The sequence below is a fragment of the Paenibacillus sp. FSL F4-0087 genome (genome assembly GCF_038020215.1).
GTDB classification, from domain to species: domain Bacteria; phylum Bacillota; class Bacilli; order Paenibacillales; family Paenibacillaceae; genus Paenibacillus; species Paenibacillus taichungensis.
The window spans coordinates 2,422,468-2,439,244 of sequence record NZ_JBBODJ010000001.1 but is presented as its reverse complement, the minus strand read 5'-3'; the positions used below and the strand labels follow the sequence as shown (position 1 = coordinate 2,439,244).

Here is a 16,777-nt window from a genome sequence, read left to right as displayed (position 1 = left end):
ATATACTGGGTGAAATTATGGCAGGATGACGTGTTCATCGGGTCTGGCGGGAGGTTGTGAATGGATGGATACAGGCAGCTATCCGATGTGGGAACAATATCGCGTGAAACGGGAGCATTACGTCATTGGACTGATGTCAGGCACTTCCCTCGACGGGACGGATGCGGCATTGGTGCGTATTCTGACAGATGACAGCGGGGCATTGCAAAAGATCGATCTGGTTGACTTCGTCTGCGTACCATACTCCAATGAATTGAGAGAAGTGCTAATTCGACTATGTTCACCGGAGACGGCACGTGTGGATGAGCTGACGGCTGCGCATTTTGGCGTATCGGAGTGGTATGCTCACAGTGTCAGAGAGCTTATTCGATCCTCAGGAATCCCCTCTGGGCAGGTGGATGCGATCAGCATGCACGGACAGACCGTATGGCACGCACCTGTAGCTTCAGCTTTTCCAGGGCCAGCAGGCGAGAGTCTTCCAGTGGTGTCCACGTTACAGATTGGCGAAAGCGCCGTTGTACGTGAACGAACGGGCCTGCCAGTGGTCGGTAATTTGCGGGCACGGGATATGGCGGCAGGCGGGGAAGGCGCTCCACTTACCCCTTATGCCGATGCATTGATGTTCCGCAGTCCGGAGGAAGGACGTCTGGTGCAAAATATCGGCGGTATTGGCAACGTTACGGTGCTGCCATCAGTGTCGTCTAATGAAGGTATTTCGGCTTTTGATACGGGACCTGGCAATATGGTGATGGACGCGATCGTACGCCAGGCAACAGGTGGGCGGCAGCACTATGATCCAAATGGAAGCATTGCCGCACAAGGAAAGTTCGATCAGGATCTGGTGGATATATGTTTGGACGATACCTATTTCAAAAGGCTGCCTCCCAAGAGTACCGGTCGTGAAGTGTACGGTGCGGCATATGCAGCACGCTTGATGGAGATGGCTGCTGCGCGTTCCTTATCCCTGGAAGATACGCTGGCTACCGCCACTTGTCTGACCGCGGAGACGATCGTGAGAGCAGTGAAGGATTTTATCCTGCCCAAGGTGCACATATCGGCTATGCTCGCCTGCGGTGGCGGCACTTCCAATGCCACGTTAATGGAGATGATCCGTCAGAGACTCCCGGAAGGTATTCGTTTGGAGCGAACAGCAGACTATGGTATACCGGATGATGCCCGCGAAGCGATTGGATTTGCCCTCCTTGGTCATGAGGCACTTATGGGTAGAGCGAACACGCTCCCGGCAGTGACCGGCGCAAAACACGCCGTCATATCGGGCCACCTGACATTGTAGTGCAGCAAGGCTTTTGAATGAGTTGGTGATGCAAGGACGTTTAATCAATTAGACTCTATTGGAATTATAGGATAAAATGCTTGTACATGAAGGCAGTACGGAAAGGAGGAGCGGATGGAAGGCATGAAAGGTGGACTTGTACGTTTACGCGCATTAATGGATGACTTGACACCGTCGGAACGGAAGATCGGAGCTTACATTCTCGATCATCCCCAAGAGACGGTTCAATCCTCGGTGGCACAGCTGTCTGAACGGAGCGGGGGCAGCCCGGCTGCCATTATCCGTCTCTGCAAGTCACTGGGTGTAACGGGTTTTCAGGAGCTGAAGCTGAAGATTGCCGGAGATTTGCAGACAGGTGAGCAATACCAATATACGGAGATTCGTCCCCAGGACTCCATGGAGAGCATTATTCAGCATGTGTCCGCAAATAATATTCAATCGGTGAAGGATACCGTTCATATTTTGGACCCACGTCTGGTGGAGCAGGCAGTGGATGTGCTTCATCGGGCGAACCGAATCTTTTTCTACGGGGTGGGGGCCTCCAACCTGATTGCGCTGGATGCACACTACAAGTTCATGCGAATCAATCGCACAAGCTTTTCGTTCGCCGATCCGCATATGCAGATTTCGTCCGCAACGACGCTTCGCGAAGATGATGCGGTTGTATGTATCTCGTATTCAGGGGAGACTTCGAACGTGATTTCCTGTCTGAAGCATGCTCGTGAAGGCGGCGCTGCAACGATTAGCATTACCAAGTGGGGGAGCAATACACTCAGTAGTCTGGCGGATGTACCCCTGATGATTACTTCCACCGAAAGCGATATCCGGAGCGGAGCAACTTCGTCACGCATCGCACAGCTGAACGTGATCGACATTTTGTATCTGGCGATTGCCAGCCGCGACTACAACCAATCGGTGGAATATTTGGAGAAGAGCCGGCAGGCTATTCTGGACCATAAGTGAAGTAGAGCCATATGAATCCCTTTCTGTTTATACAGGAGGGGATTTTTTTGACGGATTATAGCGGCTTTTATAATAAAAAAAAATATTAAAAGAGCCCAGACTAATGTCGGGCTCTTCTCTTTCAACCTCTAGAAATACCCTTGTACGGCTCAGGAAGGACCTACAATGGCGCTGCGGACAAATCCGTCAGCCAGATCAAGTCTTCGCTGAGCTTCCACGGCGTCCACGCCTGCCATTAGCATGACGATTGCTGTTTTTACATGACCGTCTGCACCGGCAAAAGCCTGTTCAATATCCGCTTCGTTCGCTCCGGTTGCCAGATGGATCATGCGTTTGGCCCGATGGACAAGCTTTTCGTTCGAAGGGTTCAGATCGACCATGAAATTACGGTAAACCTTGCCCAGACGAATCATGGCGGTAGTGGTGAGCATGTTCAGAATCATTTTCTGGGCGCTGCCGGCCTTCATACGTGTTGAACCCATAACAACCTCTGGTCCGACAACAGCCTCGATGCTCACATCAGCCAAAAGGGTCATCGGCGTACCTGCGTTGTTACTCAGGCTGATCACAGTAGCTCCAATCTCCTTGGCGTGTCTCATCGCACCCAGTACATACGGCGTCCGGCCACTGGCTGCAATGCCAACCACGACATCGTTTTCGTCTATTCCATGTTCATCAAGGTCTGCGGCTCCCAATTCCTCGCTATCCTCAGCACCTTCAACCGGGTCCTTCACTGCCCGGAATCCTCCTGCAATAATACCCTGCACCATGGAAGGAGGGGTCCCGTAAGTAGGAGGGCATTCCGAAGCGTCAAGTATTCCCAATCGTCCACTGGTACCTGCGCCTACATAAAATAGCCTGCCGCCAGACTGAAAGGCCTCCAAGATCAGGTCCGCCGCTTGGGCAATGACCGGAATCAGGGGCTGAATGAGCTCTGCAATCCGTTGATCTTCCTTATTAATTAGCTCCATAATTTCTGCCGAAGGCAATTCATCTATATGATCCGTTAGTGGATTGGGTTGTTCCGTTAGTAGTGAGTTCAGCATGTGATTCATCCGTATGGCCTCCTTCTCTCTTTTAAAATGATTCATTCAGGGAACAGCGTCTTCTTGCCAGTTGTGCTGCACCAATCACTGGAGCAGGGGCATCTTCACGATATACAAAGTCCAACTCTCCATAATATCCCGACAACTTCTGGATAAATGTATTTCGGAAAAGCGCAGCGTATCGAAACAACGATCCGGACAGGACAACCTGAGTGGATGCAAATTCGGGATGACGGGCAATCAGCGCCTTGGCGGTATCCGCCAGTTGTGCGGATTCATCGATGATCAGTGCCCGCGCGGCCTCATCCCCGGATTCAGCTGCTTCTATAGCAAGGCGGGCGATGGATGCTGTCTCGGTTTTACCCCAGTCTGTCTGGTACACCCGTGTCTTTAGCTCCGAGATATCCCGAAGTTTCAGTTGCTTTAGAAGAAGCGGGGTTAAACGGGTGGGCGGAAGAACACCGTCATAGCTCTGCATCACCACTTGGAGTGCACGCTGCCCAATACGATAGCCGCTCCCCTCATCTCCGAGCAGATGACCCCAGCCTCCTGCACGGTATCGCTCTCCTTCCAGCGTAAATCCGTACACGATGGACCCTGTTCCAGAGATGCACAATACACCGTGAGTATGTCCAAGAGTGGCCATCAGAGCAATCTCTCCTTCGGATACAATCCAGACTGGACAATCCTCTGATCCCCGTCGATTGCGGCTCTTCATATAGTTATTTACTGCGTCGGCTATAAGTTGCCGCTCTTGAACTGTATCTACACCTGACATGCCGAGGCATATACCTTCACAATTTGTCGATAATTCACTTTTTAGATTGAATAGCTGTTCCAGCACTCGTTTCAGTTCGGAAAGGGCCTGTTCCAGGGGTACGCTGTGAGGATTCGTGGGACCGCCTCTGAGCCGGGCGAGAATTTCTCCAGATTCAGAAATGATTGCTGCATCAGTATTGGTACCGCCTCCATCTACGCCTACATATACTCGCAAAGTGGCTCACCTCGATTGCTTGAGTTTTCTTTTTACATAGTATAGAGGCACAAAATGAAAAAGTAAAATTAAATTTTATAATAAAAAATAATGTTGAATTTTTATTTCATAGCTCATATAATGAACTCAATCTACAATTTTGGAAGGAATTAATACTGTTAATGTTAACTAAGTTGACGTTAATATTGCATTTAAGAGATTAATCCTGCGTACGTTCAGGTCTAATCCATAAGGGAGGTGCATTTTCCTTACTGCCACGCTCAATAATCTGTTAAGTCGTTTAAGGATGGATCATTTCAAAAGGGGTAGCATGGTTAGGCAATGCAATTATCGGGAGACGACACGCGAAGGAGATGAAGGGATGAAAAAGAAGGGTCTGGTATGGGCAATGTTGTTGATGATGGTCTGGGTTACTGCCTGCGGGAATAGCGGGGGCGCTGCTTCAGATGATCCCAATGCGGAAGATACGGTGACCGTATGGACTTATCCAGTACATGGGACATATGAAGATGAACTGAAGGATCTGATCGTTGATTTCAATAAAGAACACCCGAACATTACCGTGAAGACGGAAATGCTCTCCTGGGCGGAAGGGCCCAAAAAATTCGATGTCGCTCTGAATGCGGGCAACCCGCCGGATCTTTACTTTCATAGTGTAGACGGCACATATGTGAACACGGGATTGGCACTTGAGTTGGACAGCTACCTGACACCTGAGATCAAGGATGACTATCTGCCAGGTACGCTTGAATTAGGTCAGATCCAAGGGAAACAGTACGGACTGCCGTTGTATCAATTCCAATGGGCATGGGGTGGCAACAAACGCATTCTGGAGGAAGCGGGCATTGACTGGAAATCCATTCAGCAAAATGGCTGGACCTGGTCCGAATTCAACGCTGTCGCTGCCAAGCTGACCAAAACGCTGGATGGTGGGGCTAAACAATATGCACTGGTTACCGACGGAACCTCGCTTGATTTCATTGAAATGTTGTCCCGAAACAACGGCATGATTGATGTTCTGGACAAAGCTGGCACGTTCCAATGGAATGATGGGCGCATTCTGGATACGCTCTCTTTTATCAAAAATCTGATGGATCAAGGTTATATGCCGAAGGAAACGGCTGCTCTTGCTCCAGCAAAACGGACGGATATGTTCTACGCGGGGGAAACGGCGATCATCTCCAAAGCGATTCCTTATTATGATGTGATGATTCAGAACCGCAACAAGGATATTGACGACGGCAAGGTACAAGGGGAGAAAATTGATTTTGTCCTGCTGCCTGTACCGCATAATGACGATCAATCTGCGGAAACAACGATGGGCGGCGAAGGGTATGTAGCCTTCAAACAGAAGAAGGACAAAGGTGAGCAGCATGCCAAAAATACGTTCCTGGTCATGGAGGCGCTTAGTGGTGCCAAAGCAGGGAACTCGGCCAATGAACTGGCGCTCCCATTCGTAAGACAATCCCAGGTAGATCTGTTTAAAGGAAAAGAACTTGGTCAACCGGATAATTTGGCTGCTGCGAAAGTCATGGCAGAGAATATCGCTATGCCGGTTGTACTGGAACTGGATATCGACAAAGCATCACAGCAAAAACAATTCAAGGAACAAGTTGTGAAGCCTAACATTCAGGCGCTGTTCTCGGGTGAGAAGACACCGGAGCAGATCGCAGAAGACTTCAAGAACAAAGGCCAGCAGATGTTTGGACAATAACTCGGACCATACAACATAACGCAAAACCACACTGATTAGGAGAGGAGGATTCGCCATGCAGACCGCCCTTGCGCCAAAACCGTCTGTGCCCCGGACTTCCCGGGCTGCCCGGTTTTGGCGAGACTACGGGTGGGCGTATTTGTTTATTTTGGCGCCTGTCCTGCTGTTTCTCATTTTCACACTGTATCCCGTTCTGACGGCTCTCGTGATGAGCTTTCAGAAATACAACATTATGAATTCCACGTGGGTTGGATTGGATAACTACGAGCGTTTGGTGAAGGATGAGACGTTCTGGAAGTCGATTAAAAATACACTCATCTTTACTGTGGGTACGGTACCGGTCAATATTCTCATTACATTTGTACTGTCCTACTTCATCTTCCAGATGAAAAGCAAATGGCAGACGTTCTTCAAAGCAACATTGTACCTGCCTGCGGTAGCATCTGGGGTAACCATCTCCATCGTATGGCTGGCGATCTTTGACCCGACAGATTCGGGACTACTGAACCGCTTCCTCAGCCTGTTCGGCCTTGATCCGGTGATCTGGCTAGGCCAGTCGGGAACGGCACTCTTTTCACTCATTCTGATGAACTGGCTTGGATCGCACGGAGCGGGCATTATTCTGTACTTAGCAGCCATGGGCGGTATTCCGAAATCGCTGTACGAAGCGGCGGATATTGATCATGCCAGCGGCTGGACCCAGTTCAGCAAGATTACATGGCCGCTGCTCAAACCAACGACGCTATATCTGCTCGTGACAGGTGTGATCACGTCTTTCCAGGTGTTCATCTCGGTGTATCTGATGACACAGGGTGGACCGAACTTTGCGACAACAACAATCGCTTATCTGATCTATGAGACGGCATTCAAGTTCTATGAGTTCGGATTGGCTTCTGCGCAGTCGTTCGTACTGGCGATTATCATCATTGTCATCTCCGTCATACAGTTCAAATATTTCTCCAGCGATATTGAGTATTAAGCATCCGGGGGTGAATGAAATCCATGAAATCAACTCAGAAAAAGACACTGCTTGTCGTTGCATCCATTTTGCTGGTGGTCTGGGCACTGGTGACGGTCATTCCGATGTACTGGATGCTGGTCGGTTCGGTGCAGGATAGTGCGATGTCGGCTTCCTTCAAACCGCAGATGATCCCGGAGCAGCTGTCGTTATCACCATATGAGCGCTTTTTTGCCAAAACCGATGCGTGGCGCTGGCTATTTAACTCGCTGCTTATCGCGGTCATTCTGACCGTAACAAATGTGTTCTTCGCTTCCCTGGCGGGATATGCGTTCGCCAAACTGAAATTTCCGGGAAGTCAGGCGGTATTCTGGACCTTGCTGGGCACGATGATGATTCCGGCACAGGTGACGCTGATTCCCTTGTACATTCTGATGGTCAACGTGTTTGACCTAGGGGATACGTATACGGCGATTATTCTGCCTGCTGCGGTCAGTGTGGGCAACATTTTCTTAATGAAACAGTTCATGTCAACGCTGCCCACATCGCTGATTCATGCGGCACGTATTGATGCATGCAGTGAGTTCGGCATCTTCTGGAAAGTAATCCTGCCGATGGCGAAGCCAGGGATCGCGGTGCTGGCGATTTTCACGTTTGTAGCTTCGTGGAATGAATTTTTCTGGCCATTCCTGATCACTAACTCCAACGAGATGCGCACCGTTCAGGTGGGGCTGGCTTCGTTCGTATTTGCCGAATCAACGGACTTCGGCGCAATGATGGCTGGAGCAACGATTGGCGCGCTGCCGATGATCATTCTGTTTTTCTCGCTTCAACGTTATTTCCTACAAGGCATTACGATCGGTGCAGTAAAAGGTTAATTCCTATATATGTTCAACTAAACATTTACACCATAACGGAGAGGACAGAAATAACCTGAAGAAGCGAAAGCGTTCGCCTAAAAGCTTTCTAAAAGAAAGCTACATCGGAAGGTTGTTCTGTCATCGGAGTGCCCGTGTAAATATTCGTTAGTGGAGCTTATATAGTTCAGGACAAGCGACAACGTAAAGGGGGATCTACCTATGGCACGCGTGGAGTTTCGCCAAGTGCGCAAAGAATTCAAAGACGATCATAAAGGAACGTTCACGGCTGTGGCCGGCTCGGACTTTGTTATAGAAGATAAGGAATTCGTGGTTTTTGTGGGTCCTTCGGGCTGTGGCAAGACAACGTCATTGCGGATGATTGCAGGACTGGAAAAACAGACGAGCGGCGATATTGTCATCGGGGAACGGGTCGTGAATGATCTGCATCCGAAGGATCGCGATATCGCGATGGTATTTCAGGATTATGCGCTTTATCCGCATATGACGATACGTGAAAATCTGTCCTTTGGCCTGAAAAATCTTAAGAAGCCAAAATCCTATATCGATGAACAGGTACAGAATGCTGCCGCCATTCTGGGGCTGGAGGCGATGCTGGAGCGCAAACCGCGCGAGCTGTCCGGTGGTCAGCGCCAACGTGTGGCGGTAGGGCGTGCGATCGTCCGCGATCCGCAGGTGTTTCTGTTCGATGAGCCGCTCTCCAATCTGGATGCGAAGCTGCGGGTACAGATGCGGGTGGAATTGGGGGAGCTGCATAAGCGGCTCGGTGCCACAATTGTATACGTCACGCATGACCAGGTGGAGGCCATGACACTTGGGGAGCGAATCGTGGTCATGAATCATGGAGATATCCAGCAGGTGGCTTCACCGAAAGAATTGTATGCGAGTCCACGTAATATGTTTGTTGCCGGATTTATAGGTTCCCCGGCGATGAACTTCATTGATGCCCGGATTGAAGGCACGCAGGTTGTCGTGGACGGTGCATCATTTACCTTGCCAGAGGATGTACTCGCTCGTCTTCAGAGCCATCAAGGCAAGCCGGTAATTATGGGGCTGCGTCCAGAGCATATTTTTGGTGAAGATGTCGCTCCGAATATTCCGACAGATCATATGCTGCAGGCGCGGGTTCAGGTAGTAGAGCATCTGGGTTCCGAAAATCTGGTGTATTTCCATTCGGGTGCCCGTACCGTTACGGCCAAGGTTCACCCGGAAACACATGCTTATGTAGGCATGGACAAAAATTTTGTGCTGGACCTGCGTAAGGCGCACTTTTTTGACCCGGAGACGGAACTGGCGATTGGACGGGAGTAAGCTATATCAGCTGAATCAGAGATTTTACACTGTACCACTGCGCAGTCAGAACCATTATACAAAGGGGAAATCCGGGGATAAAGGCGAACGCATCGCTTCTCCAGATTGGTTCTACCTTCTCTGTTATCGTGTAAATGTTTAGTCCAACTTATATAGAAGGGAGAATAAAAATGCGTAAGCTGAGTGAAGTATTGGTCAAATCGGGGGCGGAAATCTATCGGGATATTATTCCGGTGGCCCTATACAGTGTTGTCAGCTCCATCGTGCTGGTACCCATTCTGATGTTTGCTCCGCTGCCAATCGCGGTTCTGCTTTTGGCCGTGATTTATATGCCAATCCTGTTCGGTGTCAGTTATGCCGTACATCACAGGCTGGAACGCAAGGAACGCCGCAATGGGCTTAAGGATATCTGGAACGGAACGATGAAGGGATTCATCCCGGGAGGAGCAGTCGGTGTGCTTTTCGCGGTGCTCGGCTTCATTCTGTGGTCTACCTGGTGGTATTACGGCGGACGGGGCGGGATTACAGGTACAGCAGTGAGTATGTTCCAAACGTTCTTCGTCCTCATGGCGCTGATGTCGCAGTTCTATACGTGGCAGCTTGTTCTGCAAAAGAATATGGGCATCATTCAGGCGATGGGGGAAAGTGTGAAGCTATTCTTCCGTCATCCGGGATACACGATGGGAGCCTGTTTTCAGGCGCTGTGTCTGACGGCTCTGCTAATGCTGACGGTTGTTGGCTTCGGAGCGCTGTTCGCGGGCATGTTTGCTATCTATCAGCATAAGGTCGCCCTTAATGTGCTGGGACCGGAAGAGGAACCTGTCACATCTGGCGGCAATGACCACCAACATACGGGGTGGATCAGCCAGGGGAATGTGTGATGGGTGTAAAAACTGGAGTTGATCTTCTGTCGGGAGGATTCTCCCACCCATGGTTAACGGATGCGCGTATTGGCTTGATGACAAACCCTACGGGTATTACGGCCGACTTTGTCTCTACGGTGGATGTTTGTGCCAGCTTGGCAGGTGCCAAGCTTACAGCGCTTTATGCGTGCGAGCACGGGCTGGATGGTGAACTTCAAGCTGGTGTCCGATTCGGGAATACAGTGCATCCACGTCTGGGCATCCCTGTGCTCAGCCTTTATGGGGAACACAAGAAACCTACACCTGCGATGCTGGCTAAGGTGGATACGGTGCTGTTTGATATCCAGGATGTGGGCGTCCGTTATTACACGTATGCATCAACCTTGTTTCACATGATGGAGGCCTGTGCCGAAGCAGGCAAACGTCTGCTGGTGCTGGACCGACCCAATCCGCTGGGCGGGGTTGAGGTAGAAGGCGGCCTGCTAAGCGCGGGGTATGAATCACTCGTTGGCGCTTGGCGTGTTCCTGTCCGCACCGGACTGACGGTCGGTGAACTGGCTCTGTTGGTCAACAGTGAGATGGAGGTGCCCTGCGAACTGGATGTGATCGCAATGGAAGGATGGCGGCGCTCCATGGAGTTTACGAATTGTGGGCTTCCTTGGATGCTGCCCTCTCCCAATATGCCCACGCTGGACAGTGTGCGGGTGTATGCGGGTACTTGCCTGTTCGAAGGCACCAATGTATCGGAGGGCAGGGGCACGACCCGCCCATTTGAGTGGATTGGAGCACCCTGGATTGAGGGTGAACGACTAGCGGAACGCTTTCGGGAACACAAACTGGAGGGTGTACATGTGCATCCAGTGTACATCTCGCCAACCTTCTCCAAACATGCAGGTGAGCTGTGTGGAGGTGTGAGGATTTTCGTGACAGACAGCAGGGCATTCCGGGCGGTAGATACAGGTCTGGTGCTTTTGCATGAACTGGCATCGCTCTATCCGGAGCAATTTCGCTGGTTGGAGCCGCCACAGCCGGGTTCCCGTTATTTTATTGATCTGTTGACCGGAGGCAGGAAAGTCAGGGATGTCATTCATGACCGTGAAGAATTAGTACGCTTGATGGAAGATTGGAAGGCAGAGGCAGAGGAATGGAAGGAACGGCGGAAGCCGTTTTTGCTATACCCATAAAGAGTGAAATTCATCAATAGAATGTCGCGTAATGTACGGATGATGTTTGTCATGGGGAGGAGGCATGGAATGAGTGAGCCAAAAGAGATATACGCGTTGAAGCTGAAACAGATGACCTTGCGTGAGAAAATTGGACAAATGCTGCTTTGCGGCTTTCATGGCACCGAGGCTGCCGGGGAAGTGGACGTTTTTCTGCGAAAGTATCCCATTGGCGGCGTAATCTATTTTGCGCGCAACGTTGAGTCGCCGGAGCAGGTAGAGCGGCTATCGTCGGGGCTGCAACGGATTGCTGTCGATAGCGATAATGTACCGCTTTGGATATCCATTGATCAGGAGGGCGGCATGGTGGCCCGGATTACCGAAGGGATCGCCCTGATGCCGGGACAAATGGCGATTGCGGCAGCAGGTTCCATCGAGGATGCATACCAGGCAGCCTATATCAGTGGGATGGAGCTGAGATCGATGGGAATTAACATGAACTTTGCTCCGGTCCTGGATGTAAATAATAACGCCGCCAATCCGGTAATCGGTGTGCGTTCATTTGGGGAATCACCGCAGTCCGTGGCAGCGTATGGGGCCAGGAGCATTGCGGGAGTCCAAGATGCTGGCATTTCAGCGACAGCCAAACATTTCCCAGGACACGGGGATACGGATACCGATTCGCATCTGGATCTCCCGGTCATCACCCATGATCGGGAACGGGTAGAGCTTATGGAGCTGATTCCGTTCCGAGCTGCCATAGCGGCGGGTGTTGATGCAATGATGTCGGCACATATTTATTTTCCGGCTCTGGAAGCGGAGCGTCTGCCTGTGACACTATCGCGAACCGTGTTAAGTGGATTGCTTCGTCAGGAGCTAGGGTATGAAGGCATGATTGTAACGGATTGTATGGAGATGGACGCGATTGCTGCCAACTATGGCACGGTCGATGCAACTGTGATGGCGGTAGAGGCTGGCGCAGATCTGGTGTTGATCAGCCACACAGCTCATCTTCAGGCAGGGGCGTTTGAAGCGCTGCTGGCAGCCGTGCAGAGCGGGCGAATCAGCGAGGCTCGCATTGACGAATCTGTAACCCGGTTGCTGAAGTACAAGGCAAAACGAGGCCTGCTGGAGAAGGAAATAAGCACAGGTGAAGATGAAGTGCACGGTGTGGTGTCGACATCATTCTCCGCTGAGGTATCAACTGATCCAGCTTCATTAAAGCGCCAAGAGCGTAACCAACCGTTACACCAAGCGGTGGCCCGCCGAATCAGTGAGAACAGCATCACGCTGGTGCGTGATCAACTGAACATGCTGCCTTTGAAGCCGGAACGCACATTGGTCATAACGGTTGCTACATCTGTGACAACGATTGCCGATGAACAGCTGACTCAGGCGGTCACTCTAGGTTCGGCATTGTCGCACTGTGGTCTGGATGCGGTCGAAGTAACAGTCACGCCAGAGGAGGTTGCCATTCGTTCTGCCCGTCTGCTTCAAGCTGCCGAAGAGGACGACGTTCGCCAGATTGTGGTGGGGACGTATAATGCAGGCAGTGCCTCTGGTGATCCGCAGTGCAGGTTGATCGGCTGGCTGCAGCAATTGGGCAAGCCGCTCGCTGTTGTGGCGCTCCGCAGTCCCTATGATCTGCTTGCGATCCCGGAGGTACAGGTGTATGTGGCAGCGTATGAGAGCAGGCCGCTTGCCATGGATAGCGCAGCCCGGGCGCTGATGGGGCATATTCCTTTTGCCGGAAAACTTCCTGTATCCATAAAGTAGACAGGTGTTAAATGACGAACGAGCGAAAGTATGATCCGGATGATGAAGACCGATATAGCAGAAGGGACGATCCTATAATGGACCGTCCCTTCTACTATATCTAATGAATAATTACAAAATTATTGCAAATTCAGTGCCTGAGCTGTCTTAGCCTCGACTTCATCCATGAGCGAAGTCATATCCATACCCGCATGATTACCAAGCAGAATAATGGTAACATCGTCTGTTAAATTGCGTGAGAACGCTGTGGCAAAACCACCGCCGCTACCGTTATGGAAGACGGTACGATTCTGATCGTTTTCCTTGAGAATCCAAGCGTAGCCATAATTTTTATCCGAATACGGCTCATACATCTGTTCAATCGTATCCTGGCTCAAAATTTTGTCAGTGTACAGTGCCCGATCCCACTTCAGCAAATCGTCCACAGTGGAGTAGATCGTCCCTGAACCTGATTGTGAAACATAATAAGGGGCAGTCACCCACTGTTTATTCTCCGCAACGAATCCGCTATTTGTATGGACCTTGCGGGAAGCTTCTCCGGAGTTCTTCATGCCGAGCGGCTTCAGAATGGTCTGTTGTACATAATCGGCATAACTCATGCCAGACACCTGTTCAATAACATAGGCCAGCAGAACATAACCACTGTTACTGTACAAATAGGCACTACCCGGTTCAAATTTCAATGTTTTGTGCCGTATTTCCTCTACCGTTTCTTCCAATGAAGTGCCTTCACCCCGGCCAAAGGCGGATGGAAGACCTGAAGTCTGAGATAACAGCATATGGAGCGTGATCTGATCTCCCTTCGGTATACCGGAGATGTACTTGGATATTGGATCTTGCACATCGAGCTTTCCTTTTTCCACCAAGCTGAGAATGGAGGCTGCGGTGAAGGATTTGCTCAGAGAGGCAATTCTGGTCTTCTGATCCGGACGATTCAGCGTCTGTTCATCCGCTAGTCCGTAGCCTTGGCGAAGCAGGACTTCTCCATTGCGGGCAATCAGAGCCATGCCGGGAAAATTAATTTCGCGCAAATAGCTGTCTACACTGGCGACTTGACTATTTAATAGGCTTACTTTGTCCGTCTCGATATTAACGCTCATCTGCCCTGAGGCTGTACGTTGTACTTTAATATCCGCCTTGAGTGCATTGGCAAGCGCACGGACAGGTAACATCAGGGTGCCATTAATAGTGCGGGATTGCACACCGGAGGACAGACGAACCTGATTAACCTGGATGAAGTCACTGCCAGACTGATGAACCAGCTTGTCTCGACCAACGGTAATCGTAGCCGTTTTGGTACGAGCTTCCCATTTCAAGGTGCCATTTACAGAGGTAACCACATCTCGCAATGGAACATACGTTGTACCTTTGTATACAAGGGGAGCATTTTTCCACGATTGTTCTTGACCATTTACTTCAATGTGAACTGTTTGCGCCTCTTGTGCTGCAGATGCCGTGAAACTAGTTTGTCCCATAATGGGGCCTGCACAAAGAATGAGGGCTAACAGAATACGGAACATAGATGAATATAATCTGGTAACAGGTTGTTGCACATGTGACTTGCGTAAGATTCGAATCCTCTCCTTCCAGTCGTTTCATGGATAACCAGCTTATGAGATATTGTAAACGATCTCGAAGAGGGGGTCAAAACGGGGAATGAGCAACATTTTCTATTATCCTAACAAAAATAATGTAATTTCGATTCATTTTAGTATCCATACATAATATTTTTACTGCGTTTGTCCGATAAAAAAGGGGTGAAGATGATGATGGGGGATATTTAAATGAAGAAAAGGATTCGCAATTGGTTTACATTAACGGTTAAGAAACGTCTGATCGCTTCGTTGCTCTTGTTCCTGATTGTACCGAGCATTAGCGTGGGATGGTTGTCTTATTTAAAAGCAGCAGACCAGGTCAGGGAAGAAATCATTCATTCTGCACAGGCCAAAACGGAAATGCTCAGTCTGCAGATTACTCAAATGCTGGATATGGAGAAGGATAACGCTGCACAGTTTGCAGCGGGTATTACTTCAACAGATATTATCAATAAATCACCAGCTGTTCAGAGACAAATGGATCGTATGTCCAAAGCTCACAAAGAATTGGGTGTAATAACAGTAGGTGCTGAAGATGGCAGCTGGATGAAATCACCTGATCCCGGAGCGCAGATCTATGATCCACGGGAACGCAGCTGGTATACGATGGGCATGTCACAGGATGAACCAATTATTTCGGATACGTTCCAGTCGGTAACCACGGGTGAATGGGTTGTCACCGCCGCTGCCAAGCTGGCCGATGGTAAAGGGGTAATTGGAGCTAATGTAAGTCTCAATCATCTGAAAGAATCCGTTGATAAGATACATATTGGTGAAAAGGGAAAACTGTATATGCTGGATAACGGCGGGAAGTTCCTGTTCCATTACAATATCGAATCCGGTGTGCAGTCCAATGAGAGCTACATTAATGAGATGTATACAAAAGAACAAGGAACTGTAAAGTACACGTATGATGGACAAGAATTGGAAGCCGTATTCTATACGAATCCCGAAACAGGCTGGAAAATTGTCGGTGAGATGGTTCCTTCTGAAGCAGCGGATGCAGTAAGACCGATCTTGATTCGTGCCTATACTCTGGTAGGGACCTCGTTGATCATTGGTATTATTCTTCTTGTGTTCATTATTCGCAGTATTCATCGTCCATTGTTGCAACTAACGCAAGCAGCATCCAAAGTAAGCGCGGGTGATCTGACAGTTCGTGTAGGTTTACAGCGCCGTGACGAGTTTGGACAACTCGGTGCAAGCTTCGATACCATGACCTCATCGCTACGTAACGTTCTGGGCGAAGTACATGATACATCGAGCCAACTGGCAGCATCCTCTGAGGAGCTGATGGCGAGTTCCGAACAGACATCCAGAGCGACGGAACAGGTTGCCGAATTGATGCAGGATGCAGCGGCAGGAACGAACAAACAAAACGCCAGTCTTGCTGCAACGGGTCAACTCGTCGGTGAAATGTCCATAGGTGTCAAAGAAATCTCATCGAGTGCCGAAGACACGGCTCGCATAGCTGTAGAAGCATCTTCCAAGTCCGAAGCGGGTATGATTACGGTGGAAGAGGCGGTTGCTCATATTCAGAAGGTGAATAATGAGAGTGAGGCCATGGCTGCTGTCATTCAGGATCTTCGAGCGAAAAATGAAGAGATTGTTGAGATTGTGGCTGAGATCACCAACATCGCCAAACAGACCAACATTCTTGCCTTGAACGCATCCATTGAAGCTTCAAGAGCAGGTGAACAAGGTCGAGGCTTTGCTGTCGTGGCCAATGAAGTAAAATCGCTAGCCAACAATTCGGGCAGTGCTGCCGAACGTATTAATGAACTTATGCGTGAGATGCAAGAGAAAACAAATGCGGTACAGTCTACCTTTGCCCTTACAGGAGAAGGCATGATTAAAGGTACGCAAATGATTACGGAGGCGGGAGAGGCCTTCAAAAATATCCGTAGTGCTGTGCAGTTGGTTGCTGCACAAGCTGGAGAAGTGTCGGCAGCTTCCCGTCAGATTGATGGAGGCATGAGTCATGTGTCCAAGGAAGTGAACGCCACCATTGAATTATCCAATCAGATTGCTTCAGGAACCGAGGATGGTTCAGCTGCTGCTCAGGAGCAGCTCGCTACAATGGAAGAGGTTGCAGCTTCTTCTGCGGCATTGTCCCGTATGGCTGAAGATCTGCAAAGCATGATTGAGAAATTCAAGTTATAGTTCAATAGCATTTCTCGAAGGAGACTGTGGGGTTGTAAACCCTGCAGTCTTTTTCTCGT

Annotated in this window: 13 protein-coding genes; 10 read left to right on the top strand and 3 right to left on the bottom strand. The window is 49.9% G+C overall.

Annotated elements, in window-relative coordinates; genetic code table 11:
* Positions 1 to 64: 64 nt before the first annotated feature.
* Positions 65 to 1,294 carry an anhydro-N-acetylmuramic acid kinase gene (locus tag MHB84_RS11350; RefSeq protein WP_076290726.1) on the top strand — a complete coding sequence of 410 codons (1,230 nt, stop codon included), beginning with the start codon at positions 65 to 67 and terminating at the stop codon, positions 1,292 to 1,294.
* Between the two features lie 123 nt (positions 1,295 to 1,417).
* Entirely contained in the window at positions 1,418 to 2,257 is an 840-nt protein-coding gene (locus tag MHB84_RS11345; protein ID WP_076290762.1) for a MurR/RpiR family transcriptional regulator, read from the top strand.
* Positions 2,258 to 2,406: 149 nt separating this feature from the next.
* Here the strand turns inward: MHB84_RS11345 and murQ are convergent, their stop codons facing one another.
* A complete protein-coding gene (gene murQ / locus MHB84_RS11340) occupies positions 2,407 to 3,312 on the bottom strand; it encodes an N-acetylmuramic acid 6-phosphate etherase (RefSeq protein WP_076290725.1) in 906 nt (301 codons plus the stop codon).
* Positions 3,313 to 3,334: 22 nt separating this feature from the next.
* Positions 3,335 to 4,297, bottom strand: coding sequence for an N-acetylglucosamine kinase (locus MHB84_RS11335; RefSeq protein WP_076290724.1), 963 nt, complete (start codon positions 4,295 to 4,297; stop codon positions 3,335 to 3,337).
* 361 nt (positions 4,298 to 4,658) lie between these two features.
* Between MHB84_RS11335 and MHB84_RS11330 the strand changes: the two genes are divergently transcribed.
* The 7 genes from MHB84_RS11330 to nagZ all read left to right on the top strand — a co-directional run bounded on the left by MHB84_RS11330 (position 4,659) and on the right by nagZ (position 12,960).
* Positions 4,659 to 6,011, top strand: a complete 1,353-nt coding sequence (locus MHB84_RS11330; protein WP_076290723.1) for an ABC transporter substrate-binding protein — start codon at positions 4,659 to 4,661, stop codon at positions 6,009 to 6,011.
* A gap of 55 nt (positions 6,012 to 6,066) precedes the next feature.
* Entirely contained in the window at positions 6,067 to 6,990 is a 924-nt protein-coding gene (locus tag MHB84_RS11325; protein WP_076290722.1) for a carbohydrate ABC transporter permease, read from the top strand.
* Between the two features lie 23 nt (positions 6,991 to 7,013).
* Positions 7,014 to 7,847 carry a carbohydrate ABC transporter permease gene (locus tag MHB84_RS11320; RefSeq protein ID WP_076290721.1) on the top strand — a complete coding sequence of 278 codons (834 nt, stop codon included), beginning with the start codon at positions 7,014 to 7,016 and terminating at the stop codon, positions 7,845 to 7,847.
* Between the two features lie 201 nt (positions 7,848 to 8,048).
* Positions 8,049 to 9,158, top strand: coding sequence for an ABC transporter ATP-binding protein (locus MHB84_RS11315; protein ID WP_076290720.1), 1,110 nt, complete (start codon positions 8,049 to 8,051; stop codon positions 9,156 to 9,158).
* A 170-nt stretch (positions 9,159 to 9,328) separates the two neighbouring features.
* The gene (locus tag MHB84_RS11310) at positions 9,329 to 10,039 is read left to right on the top strand and encodes a hypothetical protein (RefSeq protein WP_076290719.1); all 711 of its coding nucleotides are present in this window, start codon (positions 9,329 to 9,331) and stop codon (positions 10,037 to 10,039) included.
* Positions 10,039 to 11,205 (top strand): exo-beta-N-acetylmuramidase NamZ family protein, encoded by a 1,167-nt coding sequence (locus tag MHB84_RS11305; RefSeq protein ID WP_076290718.1) that lies wholly within the window; start codon positions 10,039 to 10,041, stop codon positions 11,203 to 11,205. Before MHB84_RS11310 ends, MHB84_RS11305 begins: the two co-directional genes overlap by 1 nt.
* 69 nt (positions 11,206 to 11,274) lie before the next feature.
* Positions 11,275 to 12,960, top strand: coding sequence for a beta-N-acetylhexosaminidase (gene nagZ / locus MHB84_RS11300; RefSeq protein ID WP_076290717.1), 1,686 nt, complete (start codon positions 11,275 to 11,277; stop codon positions 12,958 to 12,960).
* Positions 12,961 to 13,079: 119 nt separating this feature from the next.
* Here the strand turns inward: nagZ and MHB84_RS11295 are convergent, their stop codons facing one another.
* Positions 13,080 to 14,435 (bottom strand): serine hydrolase, encoded by a 1,356-nt coding sequence (locus MHB84_RS11295; RefSeq protein WP_076290716.1) that lies wholly within the window; start codon positions 14,433 to 14,435, stop codon positions 13,080 to 13,082.
* A 309-nt stretch (positions 14,436 to 14,744) separates the two neighbouring features.
* Here MHB84_RS11295 and MHB84_RS11290 point away from each other — a divergent pair, with 309 nt between their 5' ends.
* Positions 14,745 to 16,718, top strand: coding sequence for a methyl-accepting chemotaxis protein (locus MHB84_RS11290; protein WP_076290715.1), 1,974 nt, complete (start codon positions 14,745 to 14,747; stop codon positions 16,716 to 16,718).
* Positions 16,719 to 16,777: the final 59 nt, after the last annotated feature.

Bases quoted from the DNA above. Each gene is read 5' to 3' on its own strand.
- MHB84_RS11325 (WP_076290722.1), top strand. From the start codon at position 6,067: ATGCAGACCGCCCTTGCGCCAAAACCGTCTGTGCCCCGGACTTCCCGG.
- nagZ (WP_076290717.1), top strand. From the start codon at position 11,275: ATGAGTGAGCCAAAAGAGATATACGCGTTGAAGCTGAAACAGATGACC.
- MHB84_RS11290 (WP_076290715.1), top strand. From the start codon at position 14,745: ATGAAGAAAAGGATTCGCAATTGGTTTACATTAACGGTTAAGAAACGT.
- MHB84_RS11310 (WP_076290719.1), top strand. From the start codon at position 9,329: ATGCGTAAGCTGAGTGAAGTATTGGTCAAATCGGGGGCGGAAATCTAT.
- murQ (WP_076290725.1), bottom strand. From the start codon at position 3,312: ATGAATCACATGCTGAACTCACTACTAACGGAACAACCCAATCCACTA.
- MHB84_RS11295 (WP_076290716.1), bottom strand. From the start codon at position 14,435: ATGGGACAAACTAGTTTCACGGCATCTGCAGCACAAGAGGCGCAAACA.
- MHB84_RS11350 (WP_076290726.1), top strand. From the start codon at position 65: ATGGATACAGGCAGCTATCCGATGTGGGAACAATATCGCGTGAAACGG.
- MHB84_RS11315 (WP_076290720.1), top strand. From the start codon at position 8,049: ATGGCACGCGTGGAGTTTCGCCAAGTGCGCAAAGAATTCAAAGACGAT.
- MHB84_RS11330 (WP_076290723.1), top strand. From the start codon at position 4,659: ATGAAAAAGAAGGGTCTGGTATGGGCAATGTTGTTGATGATGGTCTGG.
- MHB84_RS11305 (WP_076290718.1), top strand. From the start codon at position 10,039: ATGGGTGTAAAAACTGGAGTTGATCTTCTGTCGGGAGGATTCTCCCAC.
- MHB84_RS11345 (WP_076290762.1), top strand. From the start codon at position 1,418: ATGAAAGGTGGACTTGTACGTTTACGCGCATTAATGGATGACTTGACA.
- MHB84_RS11320 (WP_076290721.1), top strand. From the start codon at position 7,014: ATGAAATCAACTCAGAAAAAGACACTGCTTGTCGTTGCATCCATTTTG.